Annotated in this window: 19 protein-coding genes; 11 read left to right on the forward strand and 8 right to left on the reverse strand. The window is 67.9% G+C overall.

Annotation, left to right across the window (positions count from 1 at the left end):
• Positions 1 to 125 precede the first annotated feature (125 nt).
• Both OG928_RS24105 and OG928_RS24110 read left to right on the forward strand, forming a co-directional pair.
• Positions 126 to 899 (forward strand): PspA/IM30 family protein, encoded by a 774-nt coding sequence (locus OG928_RS24105; protein WP_079026675.1) that lies wholly within the window; start codon positions 126 to 128, stop codon positions 897 to 899.
• Positions 896 to 1174 (forward strand): hypothetical protein, encoded by a 279-nt coding sequence (locus OG928_RS24110; RefSeq protein ID WP_406287227.1) that lies wholly within the window; start codon positions 896 to 898, stop codon positions 1172 to 1174. Before OG928_RS24105 ends, OG928_RS24110 begins: the two co-directional genes overlap by 4 nt.
• Positions 1175 to 1289: 115 nt before the next feature.
• Here OG928_RS24110 and nadA read toward each other — a convergent pair whose 3' ends face one another.
• Positions 1290 to 2504 (reverse strand): quinolinate synthase NadA, encoded by a 1215-nt coding sequence (gene nadA, locus OG928_RS24115; RefSeq protein WP_406287229.1) that lies wholly within the window; start codon positions 2502 to 2504, stop codon positions 1290 to 1292.
• A 162-nt stretch (positions 2505 to 2666) separates the two neighbouring features.
• On the opposite strand from nadA, the gene OG928_RS24120 reads away from it, so the two are divergent.
• The gene (locus tag OG928_RS24120) at positions 2667 to 3020 is read left to right on the forward strand and encodes a HesB/IscA family protein (protein ID WP_395862290.1); all 354 of its coding nucleotides are present in this window, start codon (positions 2667 to 2669) and stop codon (positions 3018 to 3020) included.
• A 104-nt stretch (positions 3021 to 3124) separates the two neighbouring features.
• Here the strand turns inward: OG928_RS24120 and OG928_RS24125 are convergent, their stop codons facing one another.
• Together OG928_RS24125 and OG928_RS24130 are read right to left on the reverse strand one after the other, a co-directional pair.
• Positions 3125 to 3811, reverse strand: a complete 687-nt coding sequence (locus OG928_RS24125) for a hypothetical protein (protein ID WP_406287231.1) — start codon at positions 3809 to 3811, stop codon at positions 3125 to 3127.
• A 47-nt stretch (positions 3812 to 3858) separates the two neighbouring features.
• Positions 3859 to 4071 carry a hypothetical protein gene (locus OG928_RS24130; protein ID WP_406287234.1) on the reverse strand — a complete coding sequence of 71 codons (213 nt, stop codon included), beginning with the start codon at positions 4069 to 4071 and terminating at the stop codon, positions 3859 to 3861.
• A 157-nt stretch (positions 4072 to 4228) separates the two neighbouring features.
• On the opposite strand from OG928_RS24130, the gene OG928_RS24135 reads away from it, so the two are divergent.
• A complete protein-coding gene (locus OG928_RS24135) occupies positions 4229 to 5206 on the forward strand; it encodes a carbohydrate kinase family protein (protein WP_406287236.1) in 978 nt (325 codons plus the stop codon).
• A 90-nt stretch (positions 5207 to 5296) separates the two neighbouring features.
• Here OG928_RS24135 and OG928_RS24140 read toward each other — a convergent pair whose 3' ends face one another.
• Complete coding sequence (locus OG928_RS24140; RefSeq protein ID WP_406287239.1) at positions 5297 to 6703, reverse strand: cysteine desulfurase/sulfurtransferase TusA family protein; 1407 nt, start codon at positions 6701 to 6703, stop codon at positions 5297 to 5299.
• Positions 6704 to 6940: 237 nt separating this feature from the next.
• Between OG928_RS24140 and coxB the strand changes: the two genes are divergently transcribed.
• From coxB to OG928_RS24165, 5 genes are all read left to right on the forward strand, one after another.
• Positions 6941 to 7804, forward strand: a complete 864-nt coding sequence (gene coxB / locus OG928_RS24145) for a cytochrome c oxidase subunit II (protein ID WP_406287240.1) — start codon at positions 6941 to 6943, stop codon at positions 7802 to 7804.
• Positions 7805 to 7807: 3 nt separating this feature from the next.
• Complete coding sequence (ctaD, locus tag OG928_RS24150) at positions 7808 to 9526, forward strand: cytochrome c oxidase subunit I (RefSeq protein WP_406287242.1); 1719 nt, start codon at positions 7808 to 7810, stop codon at positions 9524 to 9526.
• Positions 9523 to 9921, forward strand: a complete 399-nt coding sequence (locus tag OG928_RS24155) for a cytochrome c oxidase subunit 4 (RefSeq protein WP_406287245.1) — start codon at positions 9523 to 9525, stop codon at positions 9919 to 9921. Before ctaD ends, OG928_RS24155 begins: the two co-directional genes overlap by 4 nt.
• A gap of 209 nt (positions 9922 to 10130) precedes the next feature.
• Positions 10131 to 11423, forward strand: a complete 1293-nt coding sequence (locus tag OG928_RS24160; RefSeq protein WP_406287246.1) for an Ig-like domain-containing protein — start codon at positions 10131 to 10133, stop codon at positions 11421 to 11423.
• A 178-nt stretch (positions 11424 to 11601) separates the two neighbouring features.
• Positions 11602 to 12828, forward strand: coding sequence for an Ig-like domain-containing protein (locus OG928_RS24165; RefSeq protein ID WP_406287249.1), 1227 nt, complete (start codon positions 11602 to 11604; stop codon positions 12826 to 12828).
• 179 nt (positions 12829 to 13007) lie between these two features.
• Here OG928_RS24165 and OG928_RS24170 read toward each other — a convergent pair whose 3' ends face one another.
• From OG928_RS24170 to OG928_RS24185, 4 genes are read right to left on the reverse strand one after another with little or no spacing between them, the layout of a single operon-like run.
• On the reverse strand, positions 13008 to 14651 hold the full coding sequence (locus OG928_RS24170; RefSeq protein ID WP_406287251.1) for a cytochrome bc complex cytochrome b subunit: 1644 nt from the start codon (positions 14649 to 14651) through the stop codon (positions 13008 to 13010).
• Entirely contained in the window at positions 14651 to 15736 is a 1086-nt protein-coding gene (locus OG928_RS24175; RefSeq protein WP_406287252.1) for a Rieske 2Fe-2S domain-containing protein, read from the reverse strand. Before OG928_RS24175 ends, OG928_RS24170 begins: the two co-directional genes overlap by 1 nt.
• A complete protein-coding gene (locus OG928_RS24180; RefSeq protein ID WP_406287255.1) occupies positions 15733 to 16533 on the reverse strand; it encodes a c-type cytochrome in 801 nt (266 codons plus the stop codon). Before OG928_RS24180 ends, OG928_RS24175 begins: the two co-directional genes overlap by 4 nt.
• A 46-nt stretch (positions 16534 to 16579) precedes the next feature.
• On the reverse strand, positions 16580 to 17197 hold the full coding sequence (locus OG928_RS24185; protein ID WP_406291160.1) for a heme-copper oxidase subunit III: 618 nt from the start codon (positions 17195 to 17197) through the stop codon (positions 16580 to 16582).
• 75 nt (positions 17198 to 17272) lie between these two features.
• On the opposite strand from OG928_RS24185, the gene OG928_RS24190 reads away from it, so the two are divergent.
• Together OG928_RS24190 and OG928_RS24195 are read left to right on the forward strand one after the other, a co-directional pair.
• Positions 17273 to 18388 (forward strand): cytochrome c oxidase assembly protein, encoded by a 1116-nt coding sequence (locus tag OG928_RS24190; RefSeq protein ID WP_406287257.1) that lies wholly within the window; start codon positions 17273 to 17275, stop codon positions 18386 to 18388.
• 9 nt (positions 18389 to 18397) lie between these two features.
• Entirely contained in the window at positions 18398 to 18808 is a 411-nt protein-coding gene (locus OG928_RS24195) for a hypothetical protein (protein WP_406287259.1), read from the forward strand.
• Positions 18809 to 18874 lie beyond the last annotated feature (66 nt).

Genomic DNA, 18874 nt, shown 5'->3' on the forward strand with positions numbered 1-18874 from the left:
CGATTCGGAACTCTCGCGGGAGCGGACACGTCAACTGAGGCAAAGCCCTGCTGCCACAAGGTCGCTTGGGCATTTAGGCTTCAGAGAGCAGCACGGGTTGCCTACGAAGGGGGCACGCGAGGCCCATGAGCGGTGTAATGAAGCGAATGGCGATGATCTTCCGCGCGAAGGCCAACAAGGCCCTCGACAAGGCCGAGGATCCACGCGAGATGCTCGACTACTCGTACCAGAAGCAACTTGAGCTGTTGCAGAAGGTGCGTCGGGGCGTGGCCGATGTGGCCACCTCCCGCAAGCGGCTGGAACTGCAGATGACCGGCCTGCAGCAGCAGTCGGGCAAGCTCGAGGACCAGGGCCGCAAGGCGCTGGCGCTCGGTCGCGAGGATCTGGCCCGCGAGGCGCTCATGCGTCGCTCGGGTGTGCAGCAGCAGATCTCGGACCTCGGTACCCAACACCAGAACCTCCAGGCGGAGGAGGAGAAGCTCGTCCTGGCCTCGCAGCGACTGCAGGCCAAGGTCGACGCGTTCCGCACCCGCAAGGAGACGATCAAGGCGACCTACACGGCCGCCGAGGCACAGGCGCGGATCGGTGGCGCGGTCGCCGGCATCTCGGAGGAGATGGGCGACGTCGGGCTCGCGATCCAGCGGGCCGAGGACAAGACCGCGCAGATGCAGGCCCGAGCGGGTGCGATCGACGAGCTGCTCGCCTCGGGCGCGCTCGACGACCCGACCGGGATGGCGAAGGACGACATCACCGCCGAGCTGGAGCGTTTGTCCAGCACGTCGGACGTGGAACTGGAGCTGGAGCGGATGAAGGCCGAGCTCTCCGGTGGCACCCCGCCGCCGGCGATCGGCCCCGGTCAGCCCCGGCCGCGCTTCGACAAGCAAGGAGACGGCACATGATCGTGCGGATCATGGGTGAGGGCCAGCTCGACGTCGCGGAGGAGTACCTCGCGGTGCTCAACCGGTACGACGACGAGCTTCAGGTCGCGATCGAGAGTGGTGACGACGCCGCTTTTCGCGCCGCCCTGACAGCGCTTTTGGCCAAGGTCCGCGAGGTCGGCACGGACGTGCCGGCAGAGGAGATCGTGTCGTCCGACCTGATGTTGCCGGCAACGGACGCACACGTGGACGAAGTCAGGAAGATGCTCCGCGCGGACGGCCTGATCCCCGGCTGACCGCGACGAACCGCTCCTCCGTGCTGCGTGCGGGCGGTGTGTCCCGGGTGACCCCGGGGCGCACCGCCCGTGCCGCGTTCACGATCCGGCCCGATCCGCACGAGCGCCGGCGCGGCTACGGCAGTGCCAGCATCCGATCCAGCGCGACCTTGGCGAACTTCTCGGTCTCCGCGTCCACCCGGATCCGGTTGACCACGTTGCCGTCGGCCAGCGACTCCAGGGTCCACACCAGGTGCGGCAGGTCGATCCGATTCATCGTGGAGCAGAAGCACACCGTCTTGTCCAGGAAGACGACCTGCTTGTCGGGGTGCGCCGCGGCCACCCGGCGGACCAGGTTGAGCTCGGTGCCGATCGCCCACGCCGAACCCGGCTCGGCCGCGTCCAGCGTCTTGATGATGTATTCGGTCGAGCCCACGTAGTCGGCCGCGTTGACCACCTCGTGCCGGCACTCCGGGTGGACCAGCACGTTGACCCCGGGGATCCGGGCCCGCACCTCGTCGACCGCCGCGACGTCGAACCGCCCGTGCACCGAGCAGTGACCGCGCCACAGGATCATCTTGGCCGCGCGCAGCTGCTCGCGGGTGAGCCCGCCGTTGGGCTTGTGCGGGTTGTACAGCACGCAGTCGTCGAGGGTCAGCCCCATCTCCAGGACCGCGGTGTTGCGGCCGAGGTGCTGGTCCGGCAGGAACAGCACCTTCTCGCCCTGCTCGAAGGCCCAGTCGAGCGCGCGCTTGGCGTTCGAGGACGTGCATATGGTGCCGCCGTTGCGGCCGGTGAACGCCTTGATGTCGGCCGAGGAGTTCATGTACGAGACCGGCACGGTCACATCCACGATGCCCGCGTCGGCGAGCACGTCCCAGCACTCCTCGACCTGCTCGGAGGTGGCCATGTCGGCCATCGAGCAGCCCGCGGCGAGGTCCGGCAGGATCACCTGCTGCTCGTCGGAGGTCAGGATGTCCGCGCTCTCGGCCATGAAGTGCACACCGCAGAAGACGATGTACGACGCGCCCGGCCGGGCCGCCGCCTCGCGGGCGAGTTTGAACGAGTCGCCGGTCACGTCGGCGAAGTCGATCACCTCGTCGCGCTGGTAGTGGTGGCCCAGGATGAAGACCTTGTCGCCGAGGCGCTCCTTGGCCGCGCGGGCCCGGGCCACCAGGTCCGGGTCGGACGGCGAGGGCAGGTCACCGGGACACTCGACGCCCCGTTCGCTGCGCGGGTCGGCGGCGCGCCCGAGCATCAGCAGCGCGAGCGGCGTCGGCTGCACCCCGGGCGGCAGGTCCAGATCGTGTGTCGCGGTCACGGCGCGTACCTCTTCTCGTCTAATTGACATTAACAATCTTATCCTGTTCATGTCAGGTTGACGAGAGTGGGGGTGTGCGACCATGAATGAACGCGAGGCCCGAGAACACGAGTGGGAATAGGGCCGAGCCTCCATCGGTTGCCGACGGTGGAAGTGCGTACGAACGACGGACCACCACGTGGGAGCTTGCAGATGACTGTCCAGGACGAGACCACCAAGACCGGTGGCATCCTCCTCAGCGATGAGGCGGCGGCCAAGGTCAAGACTCTGCTGGAGCAAGAGGGTCGCGACGATCTCGCGCTGCGCGTGGCCGTCCAGCCCGGCGGCTGTTCCGGCATGCGGTACCAGCTGTTCTTCGACGAGCGCTCGCTCGACGGCGACGTCGTCGCGGACTTCGGTGGCGTCTCCGTGGTCACCGACCGGATGAGCTCGCCTTATCTGAGCGGCGCCACGATCGACTTCGTCGACACGATCGAGAAGCAGGGCTTCACGATCGACAACCCGAACGCCGCCGGCTCCTGCGCCTGCGGCGACTCGTTCCACTGATCCCCGGGATCGCGGAACGGCTCTGACCCGCACCCGACGCCGCACCGACCCCTCCGGGGGACGGTGCGGCGTCGGCGTATGTCCGGGTGTTCGGGTGTTCGGGGTCAGGAGAGCGGATGGCCGCCCGGGGTGATCGTCGCGCCCGTCTTGGCGTCGACGACGGCCCGGTCGCCCAGCGGCGTGGGAAGAATCACGTCGGCCGAGACCTCGACGGCGATGGTGGTGCACATGCCGCCCTTGTCGGTGGCCTGGACCCGGATCGCGACCCGTGTCGCCGACTCCGTGTCGACCACGACGCGGTAGGTCGCGCACTCGCCGCCCCAGAACCGGGTCGTGAGGGTGCGGCCGTCCGGGTGGACCGTGTAGCGGCTGAACTGCGTGTTCTGCTGCGCCGGGTAGTACGTGTTGGGACCGCCCGAGGGCAGCACCGGCGACGAGGTCGAGGTGGAGGCGTCGGGACCGGCCGCGTTGCCCGGGCCCGTGCTCGGGGCCGTGCCGTTCGGGGCCGCGTTGCCGGGAGCGGCGTCGCCCGGGGCGGGCGGCTCGGCCGCCCCCGCCGTCGCGACGTCCCTGGGCGCGGCGGGTTCGATCGAGCCCGGGGTTCCGGGGGCGGCCGATGAGCCCGACCCCGCGACCTCCTCGCGGGCCGACCCGTCGTCACCCCCGGTCAGCGCGAGCGCGCCGCCGCCGATGCCGAGTACCGCGACGATCGCCAGCGCGGGGATCAACAACCGCCGGCGCCCGGTCCGTTCGTTCCGAGTGCTTTCGTCGTTCTCACCGTGGGTACGCATGCCGGTCCGACGCACTCCCCGGCGGAGCGGTTCCCTCGGTCGCCGAATCAGTCGCCGTATTCGGACATGCCCGCCAGGAGCGTCGCGCCGTGCGCGGGGACGTCGGTCGCGGGAGCGTGCGAACCCGTCGCCGCGATCCTCGCGGGCGTGCGCTCCGGGCCGGGCGTGGTCCACGATGCGTCGATGTGACGGCAGTCACCGCGCAGGTCCTCGAGCGTCTCGGGCTCGGCCTGGGAGGGCATCACGGGCATCGACGGCATTACGGGACTCCTTGACTGGGGTTTCCCAGCCTAGATCGCACGGAGCGTGACGGCACGGTCTACCGATGGGTAGTTTTCGATGGGGCCGCGAATCGCGGTGGGTTAACGTGTGCGAGTTTCCCCCCTCGTACTCCACGTACTCCAGGAGCCACGCGCCATGCGCATTGCCGTGACCGGGTCGATCGCCACCGACCACCTCATGACGTTCCCCGGTCGGTTCTCCGACCAGCTCGTCTCGGACAAGCTGCACGTGGTTTCCCTCTCGTTCCTCGTCGACCAGCTCGACATCCGGCGCGGCGGCGTCGCGCCGAACATCTGCTTCGGCATGGGGTGCCTGGGGCTGTCGCCGATCCTGGTCGGCGCCGCCGGGGCCGACTTCGTCGACTACCGCTCGTGGTTGGACCGGCATCACGTCGACACCGAGTCCGTGCATATCTCGCAGACCCACCACACCGCACGGTTCGTGTGCACGACCGACGCCGAGCACAACCAGATCGCGTCCTTCTATACGGGGGCGATGAGCGAGGCCCGCGAGATCGAGCTGCGGCCGGTGGCCGACCGGGTCGGCGGGCTCGACCTGGTCGTGATCGGCGCGAACGACCCCGAGGCGATGCTGCGGCACAGCGACGAGTGCCGCGAGCGCGGCTACCCGTTCGCCGCCGACCCCTCGCAGCAGCTGGCTCGGATGGACGGCGACGACATCCGCCGGCTCATCGACGGCGCCGCGTACCTGCTCACCAACGAGTACGAGAGCGGGCTGATCACCCAAAAGAGCGGCTGGTCGGAGGCCGACATCCTGAAGAAGGTCGGCGTCCGGGTGACCACGCTCGGTCCCGCCGGGGTGCGGATCGAGCAGGCCGGCCTCGACACGATCGTCGTGGCGTGCCCGGCCGAGGAAGCCAAGGTCGACCCGACCGGGGTCGGCGACGGGTTCCGGGCCGGCTTCCTGTCCGGCATCTCGTGGGGGCTGTCGCTGGAGCGCGCGGCGCAGGTCGGCAACATGCTGGCGACCCTGGTCATCGAGACGGTGGGGACGCAGGAGTACTCGTTGCGGCGGACCTCGTTCCTGGCCCGGCTCGCCCAGGCCTACGGCGACACCGCCGCCACCGACGTCTCGGCCCACCTCCCGACCTGACCGCGCCGCGGCCTCACGCGCCGGATCGAATCAGCCCGGCCGGCGTTCGAGGCCAGGCAGCCCGGCCGGCGCTTGAGGCCACCGCGTCGGCTAGCCATGGCGCCGAACCACGTACGCGCTGCCCCTGACCCGCGCTTCGGCGCGGACGAACTCGTGGCCGGTCATTTCGCACCAGGCCGGGATGTCGAGGCGGGATGCCTCGTCGTCGGAGAGCACGGTGACCAGCGTGCCGTCCTCGACGTCGAGGATCCGCTTGGCCAGTTCGATCACCGGGATCGGACACCGCCGGCCGAGCGCGTCCACCACGACGCCGCTCTCCTCGGGAGCCGGCGCCGCGACCCGCGGCGCCGGTTCGTGGGCGACCACCGCGCGCAGCTTCGCGACCAGACCCGGCAGCAGCGCCAGGAAGCGGTCCACCTCGGCCTCGGCCACCCCGCGCGGCAGCGAGATCCGGATGTTGCCCTGGGACAACACGCCCATCGCCTCCAGGACATGACTGGGCGTCAGGGTCGAGGACGTGCACGAGGATCCGGACGACACCGCGAAGCCGGCCTTGTCCAGCTCGGTCAACAGCGCCTCGCCGTCCACGTACAGGCACGAGAAGGTGAGGATGTGCGGGAGCCGGTCGACCGGGTCGCCGACCACCTCGACATCCGGCACCGTCTCGGCGACGCGGGCCCGGACGCGGTCGATCAGCCCGAAGATCCGGCGGTCCTCGTCGGCCGACTCGGTGGTCGCCGCGCCGAGCGCGACCGCGGCCGCGACGATCGCCGGGACGTTCTCGAAGCCGGGCACCCGCCGCGCCTCGCGCTCGTCGTACGGCAGCGGCGACACGTACCTGGTGCCCTTGCGGACCACGAGCAGGCCGACGCCCGCCGGGCCGCCCCATTTGTGCGCGCTCGCGGTCAGCACCGACCAGCCGTCCGGCACCGGCATTCGGCCCACGGACTGCGCGGCGTCCACGAGCAGCGGTACGCCCGCCCGTCGGCACACCTCCGCCACCTCGGCGATCGGCTGCACCGTCCCGACCTCGTGGTTGGCGCTCTGCACGCACGCGAGCGCGGTATCCGAACGAAGCGCCGACGCGAACGCCGCCGGGTCGAGCCTGCCGGTACGGTCCACCCTCGTCCGGGTGATTTCCGCGACTGTTCCGCGCTGCTCCGAAAGGGCCGCGTGGGTGTCCGCGGCGTGCAATACGGACGAGTGTTCGACCGCGCCGACCACCACGTGCGCGCCTACGCGCCGGCGGCCCGCGAGCACGCCGAGCATGCCGGTATGGACCGCCTGGGTCCCGGAAGTGGTGAACGACACCTCGTCGGATCGGGTGCCCAGGACGGACGCCACGGTCTCGCGGGCGGCGTCGAGCAGCATCCGGGCCCGTCGGCCGTCGTAATAGCCGCGCGCGGGATCGGCCCAGCCCTCGTCGAGAGTGCTCAGGAAAGCCGCTTTCGCGGCGGGGTGGAGTGGTTCGGTGGAGGCCGCGTCGAAATACGCCATGAGTCGGACGGTAGCCAATAACCGATTGCCGGACGTGTTCGGCCTGTTCGCCCGAACGGACGCACCGGTACATCTGCCCGTTCCGCGACACCCGACCTCCGCGCGCGACCCGAATAGGGCTGGAGTAGGGTTTGGCCCGCAGAAACATCCATACCTGTCCGCGCAACGGGTCGTCAGGGGAGATAAGTTCCCGATCCGGACCTCGGCGCGCGGGCGAGACATTCGGGAAGGCGCTACGTGAGTCCCTACGGCTCCGACCGCTCGCCGCGGCGCTGGATGCGGCGCAGGGTGCCGCAGCTGCTGGCTCTGGGCCTCGTCATTGCGACCGCCACCGGCTGCTCCGTCGATTCCAAGGACCTGCCGAGACTCGGCCTGCCCAACCCTGTCACCGAGCAGGGTCCGCGAGTCCTGTCGCTGTGGCAGGGCGCCTGGATTGCAGCGCTGATCGTCGGTGCCGTGGTGTGGGGGCTCATCCTGTGGAGCGTCGCGTTCCACCGCCGGTCGCGTACCAAGATCGAGATCCCGCCGCAGACGCGGTACAACCTCCCCATCGAGGTTCTGTACACGGTCATCCCCGGCATCATGATCGCGGTCTTCTTCTACTTCACCGCGCGTGACGAGACCAAGCTCGAAGAGCTCTCCAAGAACCCCGACAACGTGATCAACGTGGTCGGCGTGCAGTGGAGCTGGTCCTTCAACTACAAGGGTGACCCGGCCGACGGCACGATCAACGTCTACGAGCAGGGCACGCCCGGCAAGCCGCCGACGCTGTACCTGCCCGTCGGCGAGTCGGTGCGGTTCGACCTCACCTCGCCGGACGTCAACCACTCGTTCTGGGTTCCGAACTTCCTTTACAAGAAGGACATCATCCCGGGCCGCTTGAACAAGTTCGAGGTCGTCCCGACGAAGAAGGGCACGTACGGCGGCAAGTGCGCCGAACTGTGCGGCGTGGACCACTCGCGCATGCTCTTCAATGTGAAGATCGTGGACAAGGCCGAATACGTCCGACACCTGAGGGAGCTGGCCCAGAAGGGCCAGATCGGTGAGCTGCGCAGCACGATCAACGAGCCTGCCCCCGTTGAAGCGCACGGGAAGAAGTGACGAGTGACAATCCTCAGTGAGCCACAGACCGTGGCCGCGGACGGACCGCCTCCGGTCCGCCGCAAGGAACCCGGGAACATCGTCATCAAGTGGATGACGACCACGGACCACAAGACGATCGGGTCGATGTACCTGATCACCTCCTTCGTCTTCTTCTGCATCGGTGGTGTGCTCGCGCTGCTCATGCGCGCCGAGCTGGCCCGTCCCGGTACGCAGTTCATGTCGAACGAGCAGTTCAACCAGTCGTTCACGATGCACGGCACGATCATGCTGCTGATGTTCGCGACGCCGCTGTTCGCCGGCTTCACGAACTGGATCATGCCGCTGCAGATCGGCGCGCCGGACGTCGCGTTCCCGCGACTGAACATGTTCGCCTACTGGCTCTACCTGTTCGGTTCGCTGATCGCGGTCGCCGGCTTCCTCACCCCGCAGGGTGCCGCCGACTTCGGCTGGTTCGCGTACGCCCCGCTGTCCGACTCGGTCCGCTCGCCGGGCATCGGCGGTGACATGTGGATCATGGGTCTGGCGATGTCGGGCTTCGGCACCATCCTCGGTGCCGTCAACTTCATCACCACGATCATCTGCATGCGCGCGCCCGGTCTGACGATGTTCCGCATGTCGATCTTCTGCTGGAACGTCCTGCTGACCTCGGTTCTGGTCCTCATGGCGTTCCCGGTCCTGGCGGCGGCGCTGTTCGCCCTGGAGGCCGACCGCAAGTTCGGTACCCATATCTTCGATCCGGCCAACGGCGGACCGATCCTGTGGCAGCACCTCTTCTGGTTCTTCGGACATCCAGAGGTGTACATCATCGCGCTGCCGTTCTTCGGCATCGTGTCGGAGATCATCCCGGTCTTCGCGCGCAAGCCGATGTTCGGCTACAAGAGCCTGATCGCCGCGACCATCTCGATCGCGGGCCTCTCGGTCACCGTGTGGGCGCACCACATGTTCCCGACCGGCGCGGTCATGCTGCCGTTCTTCTCCTTCATGACGTTCCTCATCGCCGTACCCACCGGCGTGAAGTTCTTCAACTGGATCGGCACCATGTGGCGCGGCTCGCTGTCCTTCGAGACACCGATGCTGTGGACCGTCGGCTTCCTGGTGACGTTCGCGTTCGGTGGTCTGACCGGTGTCATCCTCGCGTCGCCGCCGCTGGACTTCCACGTCTCGGACACGTACTTCGTGGTGGCGCACTTCCACTACGTGGTGTTCGGCACCGTCGTCTTCGCGATGTTCGCCGGCTTCCACTTCTGGTGGCCGAAGTTCACCGGCAAGATGCTCGACGAGCAGCTCGGCAAGATCTGCTTCTGGACGCTGTTCATCGGCTTCCACACCACGTTCCTGGTGCAGCACTGGCTGGGTGCCGAGGGCATGGCCCGTCGGTACGCGGACTACCTGGACTCGGAAGGCTTCACCACGCTGAACACGATCTCGACTCTGGGCTCGTTCCTGCTGGGTCTGTCGCTCCTGCCCTTCCTGTACAACGTCTGGAAGACGCACAAGACCGGCAAGAAGATCACGGTGGACGACCCGTGGGGTTACGGCCGTTCGCTGGAGTGGGCGACGTCCTGCCCGCCGCCGCGGCACAACTTCACGAGCATTCCGCGGATCCGCTCCGAGGCCCCCGCGTTCGACCTCCACCACCCGGAGATCGCGGCGCTGGAGTACCTCACCGACGAGCGCTCCGAGGCGTCGCCCGAACTGGCGAAGGGAACCGAGAAGTGAAGTTCAACGGTGTCCTGTTCGCGGTCCTGGCGGTGTTCCTGCTGCCGGTGACGATCGTCTACTGGGTCCTCTCCGAGGACCCGACCGGTACGACGGCCCTCGCGCTGACGTTCGGCCTGTCGCTGATGATCGGGTTCTACCTGATCTTCACCGCGCGCCGGATGGACCTGCTCGCGCAGGACAACGAAGAGGGCGAGATCGCCGACGACGCCGGCGAGTTGGGCTTCTTCGCCCCGCACAGCTGGCAGCCGCTGCTGCTGGCGAGCGGGTCGGCGCTGCTGTTCCTCGGCGTCATCTTCGGCTGGTGGCTGGCGATGTTCGCGGCCCCGCTCGTCGCGATCGGCGTCTTCGGCTGGGTCTTCGAGTTCTACCGAGGCGAGAACCAGCGCTACTGAGCGCTACCGATTCGCATCCAACGCAATACGGTTTCGCCACAAGGCCGGTCACCCGAATGGGTGACCGGCCTTGTGTGATATCTACAGAGGACTCCCCGACGCCCGCGAATGTCACCGCTGTGTGACTGTTCGCCGGTTGTAGCAACCCCGACCGCGGGTCGATGCGTCAAATGGACGCAAGGGAGTACCAGGACGAGGGAGGAAAACGCGTGCCCCGGATACACGGAGCATCGCGCACGGGGGCAGCGGGCGGCGGCATACGCCTCTTCGCGGGACTCATGGTGGCGCCGCTCATATTCATCGCAGGCTGCTCGTCCGACGGCGGCAAGACCGACCCCGGCGGGTCGACCGGGGGCAACTCCGGTGGTTCGAGCAGCGGTCCGAACAAGAAGGGCGCGGCCGGGCCCGCCGCGATCGCCATCACTCCCGCCGACGGCACCAAGAGCGTCGAGACGGACGGCGTCCTCAAGGTCGACGCGACCGGGGGCAAGCTGACCTCGGTGGTCGTGACCGACGCCAAGGGCCAGACCGTGGCCGGGCAGATCAGCCCCGACGGGATCGGCTGGAAGCCGGACGCGCCACTGGCCAACGCCGGCGCCTACACGGTGGCCGCCAAGGCCGCGAACGCCGACGGCGTCGAGGTCACGGCGCAGAGCAAGTTCAACACGAAGAGCGCCGACGACACGTTCGTGGCGAACTTCAACATCGAGCCGGACAGCACGTGGGGCGTCGGCGCGATCATCTCGCTGAAGTTCAACGAGCCGATCAAGGACAAGGCCGCGATCGAGCGGAACCTGAAGGTCGTCTCGGAGCCCGCGGTCCAGGGCTCGTGGTCCTGGCTCAAGGACCTCGACGGCAACGACCGCGTGGACTACCGCCCGGAGAAGTACTGGGTGACCGGTACGAAGGTGAACCTGAAGGCGAACCTGACCGGCGCGAAGGCGGCCCCTGGCGTCTACGGCAAGCAGACCAAGGACATCAAGTTCACGATCGGGCGCTCGCTGGTCGCCACCGCCGACCTCAAGTCGAAGTACATGTCGGTCAAGCAGGACGGCACCGAGATCAAGAACCTGCCGATCTCGGCGGGCGGCCCCAGCTTCCCGACCTGGGGCGGCACGATGGTGGTGCTCGACAAGGTGGACGGCATCACGATGGACTCGGAGACCGTCGGCCTGGGTGACGCGTACAACATGAAGAACGTCCGTCACGCGGTGCACCTCACGGCGTCGGGCACGTACGCGCACGGCGCGCCGTGGAACGAGGGCAAGTTCGGCCGACAGAACGACAGCCACGGCTGCATCGGGATGGGCGCCTCCAACGCGAAGACGTTCTTCGACCTGGTCACCCAGGGCGACCCGGTCGAGGTCCTCAACAGCACCGACAAGACCGTCAAGCCCGGCAACGGCCTCGGCGGTTGGAACGTCGACTGGGCGACCTGGCTCAAGGGCAGCGCGCTGAGCGGCGGCGGGGCGGCCCCGACCTCGGGGACTCCCGCACCGTAGGACACTCGATCGGATCCGACGGGATCCGACGGGATCCGACGGGATCCGACGGGATCCGATGACCTACCCCGATCGGGTGCTTTGTCGGATTATATGAATGAATCGGCCCTTTCCCGGCCACTCTCGACGCAGCAACTCCGCGAATACCGCGCTCGTTGAGCACGGCTGGAGGTCTTGAGTGAGTCGGGAAAGTGCTGTTCGCCTCCGGTGGATCGGATGGGCCGTCACGCCGGTCGTACCGCTCGTGTTCGTCGCCGGATGTGGGACGTGGGAAAAGCAGCGGGCCGCCGAGATCGAGCGGCCCGCCACCGGCATCGCCCGGGTCGACCTGGGCGTGCGGACGGATCGGCCGACGCCCGCGGGCGAGCCGATCACCGTCCAGGCGCGCGACGGCCGGTTGTACGCGGTGAGTTTGATCGGACCCGACGGGAGACTCGTTCCGGGCGCCAACGCCACCGGCGGCGGATCGTGGTCGAGTTCCGAGCCGCTGGACTACGACACCGAGTACACGCTGACCGCGTCCGCGGTCGACGCGTTCGGGCTGAGCGCGACCCGGCGCACGTCGTTCCGGACGATCTCGCCGGACGCCGAGATGCGGGCGGACACGGTGTTGCCGGAGGCCGGTTCGACGGTCGGCGTGGGCATGCCGATCACCGTGGGTTTCGACCGGCCGATCAACGATCCCCGACTGCGCGCCGCGGTGGAGAAACGGTTGATCGTCTCGGCGTCCACGCCGGTCGAGGGCGCGTGGGGGTGGGTCGACGACGACACGGTGCGATACCGACCCAAGAACTATTGGCCGGTCGGCACGAAGGTCTCGGTGACCACCAGCCTGATCGGCCTCGACTTCGGCGGGGGCGTCTACGGCGGGCCGGGCGAGCCGGTCGTGTTCGACGTCGGCGACGCCGTGGTCGCCACGGTGGACGCGGGGGCGCACTCGATGACCGTGTCCCGCAACGGCACCGAGCTCAGGACCCTGGCGGTGACCACCGGCAAGCCCGGCTTCACCACCCGCTCGGGCACCAAGGTCGTGCTCGGCAAGCAGCCGCACGTGGTGATGGACGGCACCACGGTCGGCATCGCGGCGGGCAGCAGCGACAGCTACCGCCTGGACGTCTACTGGGCCACCCGGGTCACCTGGAGCGGCGAGTTCGTGCACGCGGCCCCGTGGTCGGTCGGCGCGCAGGGCCGCGCCAACGTGAGCCACGGCTGCGTGGGGATGAGCACCGAGAACGCCAAGTGGTTCTACGACCAGGTCAAGGTCGGCGACATCGTCACGGTCGTGAACACCGGCAACCCCAAGACCATGGAGCCGGTCGGCAACGGCTACGGCGAGTGGAACCTCGACTGGGCGGAATGGCTCTCGATGAGCACCACCGGTCCCGCGACCGTCCGGCCGCTCTGACCCCGCGGCGACCGCCCCTCCGCGGCCGCGCCGGCCCGGGCCGCGAAAGGCCCTGGGCGGCCGTCTGCGGGGTGCGACGCGAAGGGCCCCACCGGAGAGATCCGGTGGGGCCCTTCGTCGCTTGCTGCGCGTCCTGCGGGTCGTGCCGATGTGGCGTCAGCAGCTCGGCCCCGGTCGCGTCAGTGGTGACCGTGTCCGCTGGTCAGTTCCTTGTACTCCTCGGCCGTCGGCTTCTCGATCGGCTCGGCGAAGTACCAGTGGGAGAGCTTGGAGCGCAGCTTGTGCGACCCCTTGACCTTGCGGGCCACGCCGTTCTCGTCCTCGGCCGCCTCGAGCTGGTACGGCTTCGGCTGCTCGTGCGCGGTGAGCGTGTGCCGAACCTCCGGGGCCAGCGGTTCGTGTATCTCGACGAACTCGCCGTGCGGGAGCTTCTTGATGACACCGGTCTCGCGACCGTGCAGGACCTTGTCGCGGTCGCGCCGCTGCAGGCCCTTGCACCACCGGACGGTGACCATGTAGGCCAGCACGGGGGCGATGAAGAACGCGAAGCGCCCGATCCAGGTGATCGTGTTGATCGACAGGGCGAAGTGCGTGGCGATGACGTCGTTGCCACCACAGACCCACAGCACGCCGTACGCCACGATCCAGGCGACACCCAGACCCGTCCGGACCGGCATGTTGCGCGGCCGGTCGAGCAGGTGATGCTCACGCTTGTCGCCGGTGATCCAACCCTCTATCCACGGATACAGCGCCATGAACGTGAACAGCACGCCCGGCACGATCAGGGACGGGATCATCACGTTGAAGCTGAGCGTGTGGCCCCAGATGTTCCATTCCCAGTTCGGCATGATGCGCAGGGATCCCTCGAGGAACCCGATGTACCAGTCCGGTTGGGAACCCGCGGTGATCTGACCCGGGTTGTACGGGCCGTAGGCCCAGATCGGGTTGATCTGCACCATGCCGCCGAGGGCGGCGGTGATGCCGAACACGATGAAGAAGAAGCCACCGGCCTTGGCCGCGTAGACCGGCAGGAGCGGCAGGCCCACGACGTTCTTCTCGGTCTTGCCGGGACCGGGGAACTGCGTGTGCTTGTGGTAGAAGACCAGGATCAGGTGGACGGTCAGCAGACCGACCATGATCGCGGGCACCAGCAGCACGTGGATCGTGAACAGGCGCGGCACGATGTCGTTGCCCGGGAACTCCCCACCGAACAGGAAGAACTGCAGGTAGGTGCCGACGATCGGGATCGAGAGCACGACGCCCTCGGCGATCCGCAGACCCGTACCGGAGAGCAGGTCGTCCGGGAGCGAGTAGCCGGTGAAGCCGTTGACCATGGCCAGCACCAGCAGGATGAAGCCGAAGAGCCAGTTTATTTCGCGCGGCTTGCGGAACGCTCCGGTGAAGAAGATCCGGAACATGTGCACGAACAGCGACGACACGAAGATCAGCGCGGCCCAGTGGTGGATCTGACGCATCGCCAGGCCACCGCGGATGTCGAAGCTGATGTCCAGCGTCGAGGCGTACGCCTGGGACATGTGAATGCCCTGCAGCGGCACGTAGGAGCCGTCGTAGACGACCTCCTCCATGCTGGGCTGGAAGAACAGGGTCAGGAAGACACCGGTCAGCAGCAGGATGATGAAGCTGTAGAGCGCGACTTCACCGAGCATGAAGGACCAGTGGTCCGGAAAGACCTTGCGCAGGTTCTTCTTCGCGGCGCCGTAGATGCCCAGCCGACTGTCTATGGCGTCGGCGGCACGGACGGCCGCGTTGTTCGGGATCGGGGTGTTCCTGTTCTCCCCGCCCTTGGGCTTTTCGCTCGACATCAGCCACGCTCCCAGAAGCTCGCGCCGACCGGTTCGGCGAAGTCCTGCGACGCGGCGAGGTTACCCGCCTCGTTCACATGGATCTTCAGCTGCGGCAGGGACCGCGCAGCCGGTCCGAACACGACCTTACCGTCGTCGGCGAGGTCGAAGGTGGACTGGTGACACGGGCAGAGCAGGTGGTGCGTCTGCTGCTCGTACAGTCCGATCGGACAACCCACGTGGGTGCAGATCTTCGAGTACGCCACGATGCCCTCGTAGCCCCACGCCTGTTCCTTCTTGGACTTGATGTCCTGCGGCTCCAGGCGGACCAGGAGGACCGCGGCCTTGCCGGCCTCCTCCAGCCACCCGTGTTCGAGCTCTTCCTTCTGACCGGCGGGGCCGTACTTCTCCACCAGACCGTCGGGGAGCGCCATGGTGAGCGAGCCCTTGACGATGTCGTTCGGCTTGATCGGCTTGCCGGTCGCCTCGTTGATGAGCTCCTTGCCCGGAGCCCACTCGGTGTGCCGGAGCTTGGTCCCCGGCAGCGGGCCGAGGTCGCGCAGCAGCACGACGCCGGACAGCGGCACCAGGGCCATCGCGCCGATCATCGTGCGACGGATCAGCGGCCGGCGGCCGATCGCGGAGTCGGCGGCACCCTGAGCGAACTCACGGATCGCGTATTCGCGGGTCTCGGCGTCGGAGGCGAGCTCGTGCCGCTCCTGGACGACCTCTTCGTCCGTCATCAGCGTGCGCGCCCAGTGGATCGCGCCGGCGCCGATGCAGAACAGCGCGAGGCCGAGCGTGCCGCCCAGCGCGAAGTTCTGCGCACCGATCTTGCCGAAGAAGAAGATGTCGATGATGCGGTGCTTGTCGATACCGACGTAGGCCCAGATGAAGCCGATCGTCGACAGCATCGAGATCACGAAGAGGAGCGCGACCTGACGCTCGGCGCGCTTCGCCGCCTTCTCGTCGATGTCGGTGACGCGCGGCTCGTGGGCCGGCAGACCGGGGTCGGCGAACGGGTCGCCTTCCGCCGGAACGTGGGCCGAGGCGTGTACCTCGGGCAGGTGCTCTTCAGGCACTTCTGGCTTGTCCTGGCTACTCATTTGGTCCTGGCCTTGGGGGTCCGAGCGGCAACCCAGATCGCACATCCGATGAGCAGACCGAGAGCGATGATCCAGCCGAACAGGCCCTCGGACACCGGGCCGAGCCGGCCCAGTCCCAGGCCGCCGGGGTTCGGCTCCTTCTTGGTCGTCTCGCGGACGTACGTGACGATGTCCTTCTTCTGCTGCTCGGGCATCGTGCTGTCCGGGAACGAAGGCATGTTCTCCGGGCCGGTGAGCATGGCCTCGTAGATGTGCTTCGGGTCCACGTTCGTCAGCGGCGGCGCGTACTTGCCCGCGGTCAGGGCGCCGCCCTCAGCGGAGAAGTTGTGGCACTGCGAACAGTTCGTGCGGAAGAGTTCGGCGCCGTTGACGATGTCGCCGTCGGGAGCGTACATGTTCGCCGTCGGGATCTTGGGCCCGACGCCGAGCGAGGCCACGTACGCCGCGAGCTGCTCGACCTGGGCGGGGGTGTAGACCGCCGGCTTGCTCGGTGCCTGGGGGCCGGGCTGCGCAAGCGGCATCCGGCCCGTCGACACCTGGAAGTCGACGGCGGCCGCGCCGACGCCGATCAGGGAGGGTCCGTCCGAGGAGCCCTGGGCGTCGAGCCCGTGGCAGGTCGAACAACCGCTCAGGTAGAGCTTCTTGCCCGCTTCGACCGCGATGGAGGCAGAGTCGTCGGCCTCCGCCTTCTTGGCGGGCGCGAACGCGGCGTACAGCCCCCCCGTGGCCGCGAGCGCGAAGATGAGTACGACGATCGCCGCCAAGGGGTGGCGTCGCCGTGCGGAGAGCTTTTTCACGAAAAACCCCGGTCCAATGTCGTCTGCGTAGTGAGTGTCGGGTCGTCTACCTGATGACGTAGATCGTGAAGAACAGACCGATCCAGACCACGTCGACGAAGTGCCAGTAGTACGAGACGACGATTGCGGCCGTGGCCTGTTCGTGCGTGAACCTGCGAGCCGCGTAGGTGCGTCCGAGGATCAGCAGGAAGGCGATGAGACCGCCTGTCACGTGCATGCCGTGGAAGCCGGTGGTCAGGTAGAAGACCGAACCGTAAGCCGACGACGAAAGAGTCGTACCCTCCTTGACCAGCTCCGTGTACTCCATCACCTGGCCGCCGACGAAGACGGCGCCCATAACGAAGGTGATCACGAACCACATGCGGAGCTTCTTGACGTCACCGCGTTCGGCCGCAAAGACGCCGAGCTGGCAAGTGAGCGAGGACAGCACGAGGATCGTCGTGTTGCCCGTCGAGAACGGGATGTTCAGCTCACTGGCGTGCTCACGCCATGCGTCCTGGCCGGTGACCGACCGGATGGTGAAATACATCGCGAACAGGGCCGCGAAAAACATCAGCTCCGACGCCAACCAGACGATCGTGCCGATGCTGACCAAGTTGGGACGGTTGAGAGTCCCGTGTGAGGGCCCGGTTTCTAGTGAAGTTGCTGTCGCCACGGCGGCCATTATTGCGGTCGCCGGATCTGCCCACACTTCGGGGGGCAACCTTTGTACAACGTGTCCGGGTTAGGCTCTGGTTCCGTGAGTGGCTCTACAGGCGACGCCGGGGTGTTTCTGGCACACGCGACACCCGGGAACGTACCGCCGGAACTGACCCCCATTCGGCTCCTGACCGGGTGGGTGTTCGAGCCGATCCCGATCCTGGTCGCGATGCTCTTCGGCGGGCTCTATCTGTACGGCGTGCACAAGCTCAGGGCCCGGGGGGACTCGTGGTCGCGGTGGCGGAGCTTCTCCTTCCTGGGTCTGGGGCTGGGCACGTTCCTGCTCGCGACCGAGTCGGCGCTGGCCGCCTACGACACCGTGCTGCTGAGCGTGCACATGGTCCAGCACATGGTGCTGGCGATGATCACGCCGATCTTCCTGGCCCTCGGGGCGCCCATCACCCTCGCCCTGCGGACCCTGCCGATCAAGTGGCGCAACCGGCTCAACGCGCTCCTGCACAGCAGGTTCGGCAAGGTCGTGACCTTCCCGGCGTTCGCGGGCTTCATCTTCGTGCTCAACCCGTTCGCCCTGTACTTCACGCCCTGGTATGAGCTCACGCTGCGGAACACCTTCATGCACGACATGAATCACGTGCACTTCGTGATCATCGGCTGCATGTGGTTCTGGCCACTCCTGGGGTTGGACCCGATGCCGCGTCCCGGTTATCCGATGCGGCTGCTCGCGGTGTTCGCGACATTGCCGTTCCACGCGTGGCTGGGCATCGCGATCATGAGTTCCTCCACCGTCCTGGCCGGTGACTGGTACAACGACCTCGGTCGGGAGTGGGGCGCGAGTCCGCTGTCCGATCAGGGCACGGCGGGCGGAATCCTGTGGGGCAGCGGCGACATCATCGGGCTGCTGGTCTTCCTCGTGCTGTTCGTGCAATGGGCCAGGGCGTCCGAACGCGAGGCGGTGCGCGAGGACCGCAGGCTCGATCGACTCGAACTGATCGAGGCCGGTCGCAAGGCCCGCGACGAGCGGTTGGCGCGCGAGGCGGCACCGGCCGGGGAGGCCTCGGACGACGGCGTCGAGGCCGCCGGAAAACCCGTCGAGAAGAGCACTCTTCCGAGTGACTCTGCCCGAACGGAGGACGCCGACTCGACCGTCCGGGTCGCACACGGGGTCGAACCGCGGCTCGCCGACGCCGCCGAGTAGCGTCGCCGCATGATCCTCGAACGGTTCCTTCGCCGGCGGCGCCCCGAGCCCGAACCCGTGCTCGTCGACGACGGCACCCTCACCGTGGTCGGATCCTGCTTCGACCCCGCGCGCGCCGACTCGGCGGTGGTCGCGGAGCTGCGTGCGGCCGGGGTGGCGGTGGAGACCGGCCCGTTCGTGATGCGGCACGTGCTGACCCTGCCCGACGACGCGGCGGTCGCCGAGGCGGTCCGGATCCTGGCGCCGGACGGGTGGGCGGTGGACGTGGTGGACCCGACCGAGCGGCCGCTGCGGGTGCGCATCGCGCGGCAGCAGGTGCTCACCGGCCTCGAGCCGGCCCGCGAGCGGACCCGGATGGCGGGCCTGGCGCAGCGGCTGGGCGGGGACGCGGCGGGTTACGAGGTCCTCGCGCGCGGGTGACGGCGAGCGGGACGGGAGCGTGACGAGACACACATTCTCGTCGCGAAAGGCGCTAACATCCGGGTC

The organism is Embleya sp. NBC_00896, from assembly GCF_045207785.1.
Lineage (GTDB): Bacteria > Actinomycetota > Actinomycetes > Streptomycetales > Streptomycetaceae > Embleya.